The sequence below is a fragment of the Bacillus sp. JAS24-2 genome, assembly GCF_008274905.1.
GTDB classification, from domain to species: Bacteria; Bacillota; Bacilli; order Bacillales; family Bacillaceae_G; genus Bacillus_A; species Bacillus_A cereus.
The window spans coordinates 4,762,712-4,776,141 of sequence record NZ_CP031068.1 but is presented as its reverse complement, the minus strand read 5'-3'; the positions used below and the strand labels follow the sequence as shown (position 1 = coordinate 4,776,141).

The following is a 13,430-nucleotide window of genomic DNA, read 5'->3' as shown; positions in this document are numbered from 1 at the left end:
CCTTTCAAGTAAATGAAAGGTCTTTTGTTATGCAGTATGATTCTCTTTCTTATCTTTCAAAAAGAAAAGTACAGCAAGGATTACAAGAATAATAGCTGCAATATCATACGTTATTTTAAATGTAGTATTAAAGTTTAAGTACTCTACGAAAGGAGTTTTCACTGCTCCTGCATATATACAAACGGGAACGAGAAGTAAATCGTAAAATTTCTTTTCTTTCATATATCTTATTAGGAAGAAGATACACATAATAGCAAAAAATACGATGCTTAAAATAGTCATTTATACCTCCAGATAAATTTACTTATTTTAATTGCAGTTATATCTTTTATATAAATTCTGTATTTTTTCAAGCGCTGTGCACGCGATTGTGTTTCCTTTCTTTCCTAGCCGTAAGCAGCTGAGGAGTGAAGATCCCAACCAATATAAAAATAATTCCAATCCACTGCATGAACGTTACGACTTCATGTACAAGTGTAATTGAAGCAATAATAGCAGTTGGTAATTCAGCTGCACCTAATATCGTACTAAGCCCTGTTCCAACCTTTGGTACACCGATTGAAAAACAAATGACAGGTACGACAACACCGAACAAGCCGAGGAAGAAAGCATATTTCCATAGGCCAGCTTGCAAAGCACCGTCTGTTAAAAAGGTTGGCGGAAAGAATAGGCATACGATAAGAGTAGCACTTGTTGTCATAAGAAAGCTTTTCGTATAAGGCGGAACATCCGTAGCGACGCGCCCGCTTGCAAAAACATAGAATGAAAAAGAGACCGCAGCTAATAGCCCAAAGATAATCCCTTTCGTAGAAAAACTTTGTCCGAGGCCTTCAAATACACCACCTGCAAACAATGTACCAGCAAATAAAATAAGGATAGATATGATCTTATCGCGGCTTGGAAATGTTCGATTTGCAATGGCTTCGATAATGACACCAATCCAAGTGAACTGAAAGAGTAGGACGACAGCGATAGATGCGGGTAGTTCTTCTACAGAAATAGCGTAAAAAATCCCAGTCATACTCATTGTTGTTCCGACGGTTAGTAATGAAAAAAATTGTTTTTTTGTTACTTTATGATGTGAAAAGAAAAGAACGAGTAGAAATAGTCCAATCCATCCGAAGACATATTGTCCCCCTAGGAGTTGATGTGCTGAAAATCCATTTATGAATCCGAGTTTGAAAATAGTTGAAAGTATGCCGTAGCTGCAAGCACCGAATAAAACGAGCAATGAATATTTAAACTTTTCCATAAAAAATCCTCCTTTTAAGTAATAAAAAACGCCCGCTATCCAAATAAGGATAACGGGCGAACGAAACAGAGTAAGACACTCTACAAAATTCCGCCACTCACACATGAAGTATGAGTTTGGGGTATGTAATTATAGTGAATGTTACATTGCTTTTGGGAATACAATGGAGCATTTTACACCTTGAGCTGTGTTTTGTATCCCGTAAGGAAACTGATGTTTATCTAATATTTGTTTCACGATATATAATCCAAGACCACTACCTTGTACTAAACCGTGTTTATCAGGGTTTGCGCGATAAAAAGGCTCAAATAAATGAGCAAGTTTATCTTCATCAATTTGTGAACCTGTATTTAATACTTCTAATGCGTAACCATTTGGTTTTTCATAAAGCTTTATATATACGTGCTGATGGTCAATTGTATAATGAATTGCATTTGAAATAATGTTAAAAATAGCAGTTTGAATAAATTTAGGATCAGCTAAAATTTGTACGTCGTGTTTAATATTAGATTGTACATTTAATTGTTTTACAGATACAAAGTAATCTACTTTCTTCATAACATCCTCAATAATATTAGATAAAGAAATGACTTCTAAATTCGGTTTAAATTGAGGGTTTTGTATTTTGGATAATTCCGACATTTTTTCCGTTAATATGTTAATGTCTTGCATCATCTCGTAGGAACGTTTCAAATACTTATCTCTATCTTTATAAGCTCCAATTCCGTGAATCATGCCATCTAGTTGTCCCATAACGGCTGCGATTGGTGTTTTTAATTCATGGGACACCATAGACATAAATTCTTTACGAGATTGTTCTAATTGTTGTTCCTTCTTGAGCTCGTTTCTTAAATCTTGATTGCTTGCATGTAAATTCTTCACAATATTTGGTACTTGTGAAGCAGCTACTTGCAAATTAAAATCTGTTTGATCTGCATTTTTGTTAAGTAGCTTTTTATCGGAGAAATCAAGATTCATAATATCTTTTAAAGCATCACTCATATATTGAAAAGGTTTGGCAATTAGTTTTGTATAAATTAATGATCCGAGTAGTGATAATGCAAGCATTGTCGCGCCAATATGTGGAGCTAATTGCTGCAACGCATCTGCTAACTTTGGATTATCATTTGTATCATTTGTTTTACTTGCTGCATTTTGTGTATGTAAGGCATCATTATTAGCGGCTTTCTTTTCTGCTTCTGTAGGCGGATTAGAAGTGCTATTTTTCCCCGAAAGATTTTGTGTATGTTCTTTTGCCTTTGCAGTTTGGCTAGGCTGCAAAAGGTGATTGATAGCTGTAGAAAGAGATTTATAATCTATAATAGAAGATTGGAAATTAGAAATACTCCCCTTTGACACAGCTTTATTTTGCTTCGTTTTACTTCCGTCGTTTTGCTTATCTGAATCGGCCTGTTCTGTAGTCGGCGTTCCATTTTCTTTCGCAAAACGTTCTTTATCGTAGTTTGAAGCTAGAAAGTAAATAATTTGATAAAGACAAAGTGATAAAAGAATACAAAATAATAAGGTTTTGATGAAAATATTTTTGGTGATGTTGTCTTTGCTACGATTCGATTTTGTAGCCAATGCCTTTCACCGTTTTAATATAAGGAATTCCTAATTTTTTTCTTAAGTTTTTAATATGTGTATCTATAACTCTTACATCACCATAATGTTCATAGCCCCATACCTTATTCAACAAATCACTTCTTGATAATACTTTTCCTCGATTTTGCAGTAAAGTATAAATAATTTCAAATTCTTTTGTTGTCAATTCAATTTGATTACCATGAACATAAGCTGCATATGCTGTAGAGTTTAACATCAATTCATGGAATTGTAGTATAGTTGCAGCTTCTGCTTCCTTCGTTGCTGCCCTTCTTAATACAGCCTCTACACGCTTAATAAATACAGTGTAATGGAACGGTTTCGTAATATAGTCATCAATACCTAACTCAAATCCTTTAATTTCACTTTCTTCATTATGTAAGCCTGTTAACATAATGATTGGTACATCAGATTGTCCTCGCATAATTTTACAAATACTATAGCCATCTATATCTGGTAACATTACATCGAGGAGGACAAGATCGTATGAATTTTTTTGGAAAAGAAGAATACCTTCTGTTCCAGCACCAACTACATCAACTGTAAAGTTTTGTGCCATTAGAAATTCACGAATAAGTTCTTGTATATCTGGGTTGTCTTCAATCACCAGTATATGCGTCATAGTAACACCTCCTAAATAACGCTTTTTACTGCAATATTCGAATTCATCATTTTTCGAGTGACTCAGATTGTTTATACATATAATAAGCCCCCGCTATAAAATAATCATGAAGGTAGCAAGGGGAATAGTTTAGTGTTACTGAATAGTTCAGAATTACAGTAGTTCTATTATAGTATGTATTATAAAATTTATAAAACATTATAACTGTATAATTTTAATATCTACGTTTATCAATGTTTAGATATTAGCTAATCAAATCTATTCCTATTATATATGTAAATACAGTTGTTTTGCTACTGTAAATGAATAAATAAAATAAGCCAAGACATAAAATTCTTGGCTACACATAAATCTTGTTTTTAGGCTATTTTACAGTGACAGTAGCTTGCTGCTGAACGCGCTCAAATAACCAGTGTATATCATTGTTATACATACGAATACAACCAAGTGTTGTCCATTTGCCGATTGCTTGATTATTGTTAGTTCCGTGAATCGCATAAGTTGTTCCGTAAGTTCCTGCCATATTTAATCCGAGCCAACGGTCACCAAGTGGATTACGTGGATCGCCGCCTTTAATTTTGCCTGTATAATAAGGGCGGTTTTTAATTTTATTTACGATTTGAAAAGTGCCTTTAGGTGTAGGTGTTGCAGCTTTTCCAGTAGCGACAGTAAAACTTTTTATAAATTTTCCATCCTGATAATAATCCATTTTATTTAACTGAGTGTCTACGATTAATTGATCTTTCGTTGTAGCTGCCTCTGCACTAGCGAATGGAAGAGTTAAAAATCCTAATGATAATAGTGCGCTTAATAATAATTTTTTCATTGTTATTCTCCTTTTACTATCGTAATAGTCTTACATACAATGAAGTTGTAATCCTCGTAATGCTTTATTTACATTTTCATCTAATGTTTCAAAGAATGTAGTGATTTTGCTGTTGTGTTTGTTGTTATCAATAAGTAATCTTTCATTTAATAAAAGCTCACCACGTAGTCCAAAACTTTGAACTTGAATATTTAGCTCATCTTCATTTTCAGAAATGATTGGTAAGAAATAGTGAAAAGCTTTTGTTGGAATGATGTAGCTTTTGCCAATCATGCTTTCTTGATTTGAATTAATCCATTTTTTCGTGACAATTTTAATATTCTTTTTTGAAACGATAAAAGATAGTGTTGTAGATTTTGTTAAACTTACGTCAAATTCACTTGTTTCACATATTTGTAAATTAAAAACGGTTTCATTTTGATGAGATTCAACATTTGTATTAATAAAATCGTGCATTTTATATGCTTCCATTTCGTATTCACCCTTTTTTCAATTTCGAAAAACGACTTATATTTATTCAAATTAATGCCTAGTCATATATTGGTTAAATTTTTCAACAAATTCCGATATAATCTTACAATACGTATATGAAGCTAATATGAAGTTAGCATGAGTTTGTGATGGTTTTTTATTGAGAACAAAATAAGAGAGCTTTTTTAGTGCTAAAAAATGGATAAAATCTGCATGTTATTAATGCGTCTTTTCGCTATTGCGACTTGGAAAATAATTTTTACTATTTAATAAAGAACGAAAATCATTAGTGTGACCCTTACAAAAATGTAATAAAAATGTAAGCTATTGTGATAGTTATTTCGACAATTTTTTTATACAATAATAGTAAGAAGTTGTACGTGATTGAAAGGAGAGATGACATGGAATGGATTCATGAATTATTTCAGCAATACGGGTATTATGTTGTACTTGTCGGCTTGCTGTTAGAATATATTGCACTTCCGTTTCCGGGAGAGCCAACATTAGCATATGCGGGATTTTTAGCACATAAGGGTGATTTAAGTTTACCGATTTTAATTATTCTATCCTTTATTGGGACAAGTGTAGGAATGACGATTCAATACTTTTTAGGAAATAAATTAGGTATGCCTTTCATTCAAAAGTATGGGAAATACGTATTTTTAACACAAAGAAAAATTGACTTAACGAGAATGTGGTTTGATAAGTATGGGTACTTCCTAATTTTTATTGGTTTCTTTATTCCTGGTGTACGTCATTTCACAGGATACTTTGCAGGAATTATTAATTTACCATTCCGTCGTTTGGCCATTACAATTTATTCAGGCGCTCTATTTTGGGTATCATTCTTCTTAATCGGTGGTTACTGGTTAGGTGGAAACTTACATGATATCTTTGGAGTGCTAGAAGGTCATATCGGTAAAATTATTTTTGGAGTTATTGTGATTGTAGCGGTTACGTTAGGTATTCGTTTCCGTAAGCAGTTAAAACGAGTATTACTACAAAACGCAAGTTAATATGAAATCCATTCTATGTCAGAATTTAGGAAGGCAGTGCAAAAGCACTGCCTTTTTTATTTTATTTTTAAGACTATGTTTAATGCACATTTTACATTCTTTATAGGAATTTGATACAGGATAAGAAATAAGTGTTTTGTCAATTATTATAGTCGTAATGACAATTATAATTGACAAATATAAGGATATTATTTACAATTTTAATTAAATAAATGAAAAAGAGGGAAGACATGAAGCTTCAAAATCGAGTGAGGGAATTGCGAGCAAAGCATCGTTTATCACAAGGGGATTTAGGGAAAGCGATTGGATCATCACGGCAAACGATTAGTTTAATTGAGCGTGGGGATTATGCACCATCTATCGTATTGTCGTTAAAAATTGCACAAATTTTCAATGTACCGGTGGAGGAAATATTTACGTTAGTAGAGGGGGAAGAGGACGATGAAGAGTAAGCGAAAAAAACAATTTGATTCTGTGGGGAAAATAACATTAAGTATGATAGGAGGATTTTTAACGTCTTATATAGCTTTAAATTTACTCTCGGATGAACCGAGAAAATTATCATCCAATACATTTATAGGTATATGTACTATTTTTGGAATTTTAATGATGTACTATACTTGGAAGAATACACGTATGTTAGCAGAGGCACGCGATGAAGAAGAGAGCGTACAAGGCAGAAAATTAGGCATTATAAGTATATATTTACGTGTAGGTGATATAGTGACGCAGGCATGGTTTGTATATGCAGTTATTACATGTAGACGTGCACTGTTGCAGGATACAAATGTTTCATTTGCGGTGTGGAATTTAGTAGCTTCTATTGTTTGTTTAACTACTGTAGTAATTATCGGACTCATAACAAAAAATCGTTATAATAAGCTATATCCTGAACAAGGTGTAACGTATATGGAATCTATGAAAATGTGGACGAAAAACGCAGATGAAGGATTAAAGCACATTGTGCATGAGGCTGGATATAAAGCATATGAATTTACGAATACAATATTGGCATATGTATGGTGGGCTGCCGTTATATATACAGCTGCTAGTAATATCGATTTTGTATTAATTGGCTTAATCTCATTTATTTGGATATTGCATCTTGGGAAGTTCATGTACGAAATGCAAAGGAAAATGATTTATTAAGGGGAGAAAAAGGTGGATATTTTAAGAAGGCCAGCTGGCTCAATGACAGTGGCGTTAATTCTGTCCATTTTATACGGAGTAATCCGAACTGGGAAATTAGAAGTAATTTTGAACCTATGGGCAATAGTTGGAATTTCATTATTAGTGTTAGCCATTCATGAGCTAGGACATGTAGTATTTGGTGTAATAGGTGGTTTAACATTTAAATTTATGACAGTAGGACCCATTACTATTCAAAAAGAAAAGGGAAAATTACGCATTCGAGCAAATAAATTATGGGCTTACTTTGGAGGCGTTGCAACACTAGTACCACCTTCTATAGAGACACCGAATCTTTCGAAAAAATGGGCGTGGCTCACTTTAGGTGGACCAATTACGAGTTTACTGTTTGGTATTACTTCCGGTTACATATACATGGTGAGTTATTATCAATATCTTTTATATTTTTCCTTTTTCCATTTTGCAATCTTTGCGGTTACAATTGTGCCGATAAAAGGAACGCTTATGAGTGATGGGATGCAATTTCTTATTTTAATTAAAGATGATGAAAGAGCTAGAAATCATTTATATGAGATTCAAATATCGAGTGAGTTATTTAGTTATAAAAGACCGAAAGATTGGGATGAAAGATTAGTAGAATTGAGTGAGGAGAAAATAAAAGAGAATAAAGGGATAAGAGAGATAATGAGTAGACTTATGCTTGTCTTTTTTGCTCGTGCAGATCAAGAGGGAATGGAAAGAGCGATACCGTATATAGAAAGAATTGTTCAACTACCTGTAACGAAAGAAAATAAGTTTTTCGTTAGTAGTTTTCATAGTTGGTATCTTTTATATAAAGCCCTTTATGAGATGGATAGTCTTTCTTTGCAAGAAGCAAAGGAACATGCAAAGGCTATTACAAAAATGGACTTAAACGGATATTATCGTACACAAGGAATTATCAAATATTTAGAGAATGATCTAGAAGCTTCCCATACTTATATGAAGAAAGCTGATAAAGAATTAAAGAGCGCCGAGAAGAGTGAGATTGGATATTTACAATTAGAAAGAGAATGGTTTGAGCAGTTGAAGGTGAGGGTATCTTACGATGGATGAGGTATCCTCTTTTTTATATGTCATCTTATGCCGTTCCATAAATAGCCTGGGGCGAGTAAAATGAGATAAGAAGAGCAAAGCTTGGAGGAAGTAAATATGGAAATTTTATCAATTATTTTGATAGTCTTGCTCATTTATGTTGTTTTTAAAGTGGCATATGTAGCATTAAAGATACTCGCGATCCTATTAATTATCTTTTTAATCGTAGAGTTCGGCAGTAAGTTGCTTGGGGGATAGGGTATATTGTGCGTTTCGAGTGTCGAAGGTTGTCGTTAAATCGATATCTTGTGTTGAACCGTTGATATAATGAAAAAATCGTTGATATAAGTGGAGAAATGATCGATATATTTGAAAAATCGTTGATATATTTTAGTGAATACGAAGTGGGGTATGTGGAAAAGAAGTTGCCGTTGGGTAGCTTCTTTTTATTGTAGTGGCAGGGTATAGAGCATAAATAGGTTGCCGAAAATTGCCGGTAAGTCGATATCCTGTGTCGAACGGTCGATATAATGAAAAAATCGCTGATATAAGTGGAGAAATCGCCGATATATATGGAGAATCGCTGATATAATCCGGTTGGTACTGGATGGGGTATGTGAGAAAGAAGTTGCCGTGAGGGCAACTTCTTTTTATCGTGATGCGGGGTATGCAAACCAACATAAAAAAGCTGGAAGAGTATCTTCCAGCTTAAGAGTTACTTTCAATTTGACGACCGCTATCTTCTTCAGTGTCTTGTAATAGGTTGAATACGTCTGCTAGGCAGAATGCAATGAACCAAGTCCATAGACCGTGGAAGAAAGCTGAGCTTAATTGAAGTGGTAATGTATAGTTTGTCATTGAGTAGGAAATACATCCACCAACGATTCCGATCATTGTTAATAACATTGTTTTTTGAGCATTTTCTTCTGGATTGAAGAGGAAGTAAATGTATCCGCCTAAAATTGAAGCGCTTACAAGCGTTTCGATTCCATTAAAAATGATATTCTCTCCAAGCTGAGTGTTTGTCCAGAAGCAGATTGTTCCGCCGATAATAGCAAACAGGACAGCTATTGTATATCGTATATATTGATTCATATGTTCATCTCCCTATGTAATAAGATGATTTGGAAGTCAAAAAGGTAGGTATAGTATATTGAAGTGAGTTTTAATTGTACGTATCTTTTTATAAAAAGATCATTGAAGAGTAACTAAGATGATCGGTTGTTTAAACCGTTACGTGTATGGTGTCTGAAATATACCCGACTGCTCGTTTCTTTTTGCTTGTAAAATAAGAGAAACTTCCAAGTCTATATACTCTTTTTTTGTGAGTCTGCTTTCATTATAACACATTTAGGGACATAATAATAGAATTATCTGATTTTGTAATAAGTGTAAAAAATAAAAAGCGTAAGGAAATACCATTAACGGTGCAGTTTAGTGGAAGAAGGATTTTAATTTATTATGATGAAATATGTAATCAAGGTGAAATCTAAGAATGAGGCCTAAATACTATAAAAAATGTTTTATAGCATGAATGTAAGGGAGGAGAGCTAACTTGGAGTTCACAACAGAAAGATTAATAATTAGACCTTTTAAGAGTACTGATTTACAGGATGTATTTGCTATTTATAATAGTGATGATACATGTAAGTTCCTATTACATAATAAGTGGACTCATGAAGATATGCAGGAAAGATTTAATAAGAAGCTAGCAAATAATGTACTTACTAAAGAAACAATATTAAGTTTGGCAGTTATATACAAAACTAAAGTAGTTGGTGATTTATCAGTATGGTACACAAATATGAAAGACACTGTTGAGATTGGTTATAGTTTTTCAAATGAAGTAGCTGGGAGAGGTTTGGCAACAGAAGCAGTAAGTAGTTTGGTATTGAAATTATTTAATGAATGTAATGTACATCGTATACAGGCTAATCTTGATGCACGTAATACAGCTTCACAAAAATTGTGTGAACGAATAGGCATGAGAAAGGAAGCCCATTTCATACAAGATTTTTGGAATAAAGATGAATGGACAGATAGTATTGTATATGGAATGCTATCCTCCGATTTGTAGTAATAAACTTAGTGATTTTATTATGCTAAAAGGTACGTTAGTTGAATAACAAAGGGCATAACATATATGACTAATATGTTATGCCCTTTAATTTATTAACCTGTTTTATATGCGTTTGAAACGGCCGACAATTTCAACTGTTTCAGTAATGTTCATAAATGCTTTGTTATCCACTTGACGGATAATACGTTTCATTTCGCCTAACTCATAGCGAGTCACGACAGTGTAAATCATTTTTTTCTTATGGTTTGTATAGCCGCCGACAGCGTCTACCATTGTCACCCCGCGTATGCCGTGATGTAGTAGTGCGCTTTTTATTTCCTCGCCTTTTTCTGTAATAGTCATTATCGTTAATTTAATATGTTTCGTATGCACAGCGTCGATAACTTTGCTGACTACAAATCGACTAATTAACGTATAAAGTGTAATATCCCATCCGAAAATAAAACCTGCTGCTACAAGTAAGATTAAGTTGAATACAAATATGATTGCTCCAATTGAAACATCTCGATATTTCGCTACAATCAATCCAACAACATCAAAACCACCTGTTGAAGAAGCAAATCGGAATATAATTCCTGAAGCTGCTCCGCAGATAACACCACCGAATACAGAAGAAAGTAAAATATCGTCTGAAACTTGGTGTACCGGGATAATGTTCATCGCTAACGATGACACAGCTACAAAGTACGCTGTTAAAAAGGTTGTCTTCTTTCCTAAGTAAAAGTGACTTAAAATAAGAAGAGGAATGTTTAGTAAAAAGATAAGTGCACCGATATTGTAGTGCATTAAATAACCGATAATCATCCCTACACCAGCGAATCCACCGCTAATCATATTATGCGGGATAAAAAACATATTCATAGAAATTGCATACAAAATAGAAGCTATAAAAATAACAACCAACTGTATCATAAATTCTAAGTGAAATGTTTTAGCTGCTGGGAAGGATAAAAAGGCGGTGTCGGGAACGTAATCGGCGTCTCCTAGTTGACCCATAGTATGTTTCATCTCCATATTCATTTTTGATTACAAGAAGAGAATAAAGGTTTTTTCAAAAACTGGCAATAGTTTTATTATAATGCAAAAATTTTATAAATTTCTAATAAATCAAGCCTATTCATTGATGTGTGTGAATATACTAAAGAAAGCGAATACAACGTTTCTTAATTATTGTTTTCTTGAGAAAATATGCAAAATACTTTTTTTGAAAATAAAAGGAAATAGAGAATGTTTGCCCGATGTGCTAAAATGACCTTATTAAGGATGTGAAGCGATGGAATTTTTATTGCAGGATGCAATTCTATATATATCGTTTGTAACGACAGCACTTTGTTTATTAGAAGTTTTCTTCCTTGCTAATGTTTCTCGCTTTGTGCGTCAACAAGCATCAAGCGGTAGACAAAGAGCTTTTACGTTAGTTGATACATGTGAAGATAGTGCGGGAAATGTACCGCTATTTTCAATTTTTTATAAATATGGAATGATTCGTTCCGTACGCAGACAAGAATCAAGTGAAGAGAATGATGAGGTTGGTCCGTATACACCAATGTTTCGCTAAATAATTACGAAACATTGGAGGAATGAACATGTTAAAATCATACCGAGCTGCGCTCATTAGTTTATCAGTAGTACTTGTTTTTGTTTTATCTGGCTGCAGTAATGCAGGCACAATTGATTCACATAGTACGGGGATATGGAACCATTATTTCGTATATCCAATCTCGTATATGATTCAATTTGTTGCTCATCATATACCGGGAGCTAGCTTCGGGGTTGCTATCATTATTATGACGCTCGTTATTCGTTCAGCCATGATTCCATTAGCTGTTTCGCAATATCGCAGCCAAGCGAAAATGAAGAAAATGCAACCTGAATTGCAGAAGCTAAAGAAAAAATACGGTGATGTAAGCAAAGACCTTGAAAAACAAAAGCAGTATCAAAAAGAAATGTCAGAACTAATGAAATCAGGCGGTTGGAATCCACTTGCTGGTTGCTGGCCAATTTTTATACAAATGCCGATTTTCTCTGCTTTGTATTATGCGATTAGCAGAACGGAAGAGATTCGCACATCTTCGTTTTTATGGGTGAACCTAGGACATGCAGATCCATATCATATATTACCGATTATTGCAGCGTTAACGACATTTATTCAGATGAAAGTTTTCCAATCGAATATTACACCTGGAGAACAAGTGCAGATGCTAAAGATGCAGCAAATTATGATGCCAGCAATGATTCTATTTATGGGGTTTGCGGCGCCATCAGGACTTGTGTTGTACTGGATAACAGGTAACTTATTTACAATGACACAAACAATTGTATTAAGAAAAATAATGGAACGTGAAGAGTTACAATTACAAAAAGCATAGAGAAACACCGCTCATTACGAGCGGTGTTTTTTATTTCAATCGTTAAGGAAATTTTAAGAAACCAATATTACTATTGGCGGTGTATACGAAAGTGTACATGCTTTAGAAATATGAAGGAGGAAATTTCCTATGAAGAAGAAAACAGTTGGTTATTTAGCGATTGCAGGTGCTTTATCATTCGGAATCATTGGAGGAGTCGGTGTTCCGGCATTCGCGGCAACAAATACTCCAAAAGCTGAGCAAGCGACAAAAACAGCGAAAAAAGATTTAGATGACGCTACAAAACAAAAAGTAAAAACGATTATGGACGATACAAAGAAACAGTTACAGGAACTAGGTGTAAAGCTTCCGGAGAAAGAGAAGCGTAAAGACATGTTTGCAGGATTAGATGAACAGGCGAAAGAAAAAGCGAAGTCAATTTTAGAGCAAGAGAAATCCGGAAAACTAACACGTGAACAAGCAAAAGAGGAATTAACAAAGTTAGGCGTAAAAATGCCGGAGAAAGGTAAGCGTGGAGACATGTTTGCTAAATTAGATGAACAGGCGAAAGAGAAAGCGAAGTCGATTTTAGAGCAAAAGAAATCTGGAAAATTAACGCATGAGCAAGCAAAAGAGGAATTAACAAAGCTAGGCGTGAAAATGCCGGAGAAAGGTAAACATGGAGACATGTTTGCTAACTTAGATGAACAGGCAAAAGCAAAAGCAAAGTCAATTTTAGAGCAAAAGAAATCTGGAAAATTAACGCATGAGCAAGCAAAAGAAGAATTAACAAAATTAGGTGTGAAACTTCCAGAGAAAGAGAAGCATGAAGACATCTTTGCAGGATTAGATGAAGCAACAAAAACAAAAGCAAAAGCGATTTTAGACAATGAAAAGAAACAATTAGAGGCATTGAATGTTGATTTACCGCACCATAAGTTTTTTATGAAAAAAGATGAGAAATAATTGAATGAAGTCGTATCTTTC

The 13,430-nt window shown here is 34.0% G+C and carries 17 protein-coding genes; 9 read left to right on the top strand and 8 right to left on the bottom strand.

The window, feature by feature from the left end; translation table 11 throughout:
• Positions 1-27: 27 nt before the first annotated feature.
• From DN407_RS24940 to DN407_RS24915, 6 genes are all read right to left on the bottom strand, one after another.
• Complete coding sequence (locus DN407_RS24940; protein ID WP_000154132.1) at positions 28-282, bottom strand: hypothetical protein; 255 nt, start codon at positions 280-282, stop codon at positions 28-30.
• 67 nt (positions 283-349) lie between these two features.
• Positions 350-1,252, bottom strand: coding sequence for an EamA family transporter (locus DN407_RS24935; protein ID WP_048568696.1), 903 nt, complete (start codon positions 1,250-1,252; stop codon positions 350-352).
• Between the two features lie 141 nt (positions 1,253-1,393).
• On the bottom strand, positions 1,394-2,836 hold the full coding sequence (locus DN407_RS24930) for a sensor histidine kinase (RefSeq protein ID WP_000201959.1): 1,443 nt from the start codon (positions 2,834-2,836) through the stop codon (positions 1,394-1,396).
• Positions 2,814-3,479, bottom strand: coding sequence for a response regulator transcription factor (locus tag DN407_RS24925; RefSeq protein ID WP_000148833.1), 666 nt, complete (start codon positions 3,477-3,479; stop codon positions 2,814-2,816). Before DN407_RS24925 ends, DN407_RS24930 begins: the two co-directional genes overlap by 23 nt.
• 364 nt (positions 3,480-3,843) lie before the next feature.
• Positions 3,844-4,305: a L,D-transpeptidase gene (locus DN407_RS24920; protein WP_000735058.1), complete on the bottom strand. Its 462-nt coding sequence runs from the start codon at positions 4,303-4,305 to the stop codon at positions 3,844-3,846.
• 30 nt (positions 4,306-4,335) lie between these two features.
• On the bottom strand, positions 4,336-4,776 hold the full coding sequence (locus tag DN407_RS24915) for a DUF3978 family protein (RefSeq protein ID WP_000388768.1): 441 nt from the start codon (positions 4,774-4,776) through the stop codon (positions 4,336-4,338).
• A 401-nt stretch (positions 4,777-5,177) separates the two neighbouring features.
• Between DN407_RS24915 and DN407_RS24910 the strand changes: the two genes are divergently transcribed.
• The 5 genes from DN407_RS24910 (at position 5,178) to DN407_RS24890 (ending at position 8,273) form a co-directional block, all read left to right on the top strand.
• Positions 5,178-5,792 carry a DedA family protein gene (locus tag DN407_RS24910; RefSeq protein WP_149216688.1) on the top strand — a complete coding sequence of 205 codons (615 nt, stop codon included), beginning with the start codon at positions 5,178-5,180 and terminating at the stop codon, positions 5,790-5,792.
• Positions 5,793-6,022: 230 nt separating this feature from the next.
• On the top strand, positions 6,023-6,244 hold the full coding sequence (locus DN407_RS24905; RefSeq protein WP_000776168.1) for a helix-turn-helix transcriptional regulator: 222 nt from the start codon (positions 6,023-6,025) through the stop codon (positions 6,242-6,244).
• On the top strand, positions 6,234-6,941 hold the full coding sequence (locus tag DN407_RS24900) for a DUF3169 family protein (protein WP_000837723.1): 708 nt from the start codon (positions 6,234-6,236) through the stop codon (positions 6,939-6,941). Before DN407_RS24905 ends, DN407_RS24900 begins: the two co-directional genes overlap by 11 nt.
• Positions 6,942-6,983: 42 nt before the next feature.
• Complete coding sequence (locus tag DN407_RS24895) at positions 6,984-8,036, top strand: site-2 protease family protein (protein ID WP_033668377.1); 1,053 nt, start codon at positions 6,984-6,986, stop codon at positions 8,034-8,036.
• A 96-nt stretch (positions 8,037-8,132) separates the two neighbouring features.
• Positions 8,133-8,273 (top strand): DUF3985 family protein, encoded by a 141-nt coding sequence (locus DN407_RS24890; RefSeq protein WP_000404758.1) that lies wholly within the window; start codon positions 8,133-8,135, stop codon positions 8,271-8,273.
• Positions 8,274-8,723: 450 nt separating this feature from the next.
• Here the strand turns inward: DN407_RS24890 and DN407_RS24880 are convergent, their stop codons facing one another.
• On the bottom strand, positions 8,724-9,110 hold the full coding sequence (locus DN407_RS24880; RefSeq protein ID WP_001077776.1) for a DUF3938 domain-containing protein: 387 nt from the start codon (positions 9,108-9,110) through the stop codon (positions 8,724-8,726).
• 460 nt (positions 9,111-9,570) lie between these two features.
• Between DN407_RS24880 and DN407_RS24875 the strand changes: the two genes are divergently transcribed.
• Positions 9,571-10,092, top strand: a complete 522-nt coding sequence (locus DN407_RS24875) for a GNAT family N-acetyltransferase (RefSeq protein WP_016110904.1) — start codon at positions 9,571-9,573, stop codon at positions 10,090-10,092.
• A gap of 105 nt (positions 10,093-10,197) precedes the next feature.
• Here the strand turns inward: DN407_RS24875 and DN407_RS24870 are convergent, their stop codons facing one another.
• A complete protein-coding gene (locus DN407_RS24870) occupies positions 10,198-11,091 on the bottom strand; it encodes a YitT family protein (RefSeq protein ID WP_000530044.1) in 894 nt (297 codons plus the stop codon).
• Between the two features lie 277 nt (positions 11,092-11,368).
• Between DN407_RS24870 and DN407_RS24865 the strand changes: the two genes are divergently transcribed.
• The 3 genes from DN407_RS24865 (at position 11,369) to DN407_RS24855 (ending at position 13,409) form a co-directional block, all read left to right on the top strand.
• A complete protein-coding gene (locus tag DN407_RS24865) occupies positions 11,369-11,653 on the top strand; it encodes a hypothetical protein (RefSeq protein WP_000394934.1) in 285 nt (94 codons plus the stop codon).
• Between the two features lie 28 nt (positions 11,654-11,681).
• On the top strand, positions 11,682-12,464 hold the full coding sequence (locus DN407_RS24860; protein WP_000920519.1) for a membrane protein insertase YidC: 783 nt from the start codon (positions 11,682-11,684) through the stop codon (positions 12,462-12,464).
• Between the two features lie 129 nt (positions 12,465-12,593).
• Positions 12,594-13,409, top strand: a complete 816-nt coding sequence (locus DN407_RS24855) for a hypothetical protein (RefSeq protein ID WP_098283600.1) — start codon at positions 12,594-12,596, stop codon at positions 13,407-13,409.
• Positions 13,410-13,430: the final 21 nt, after the last annotated feature.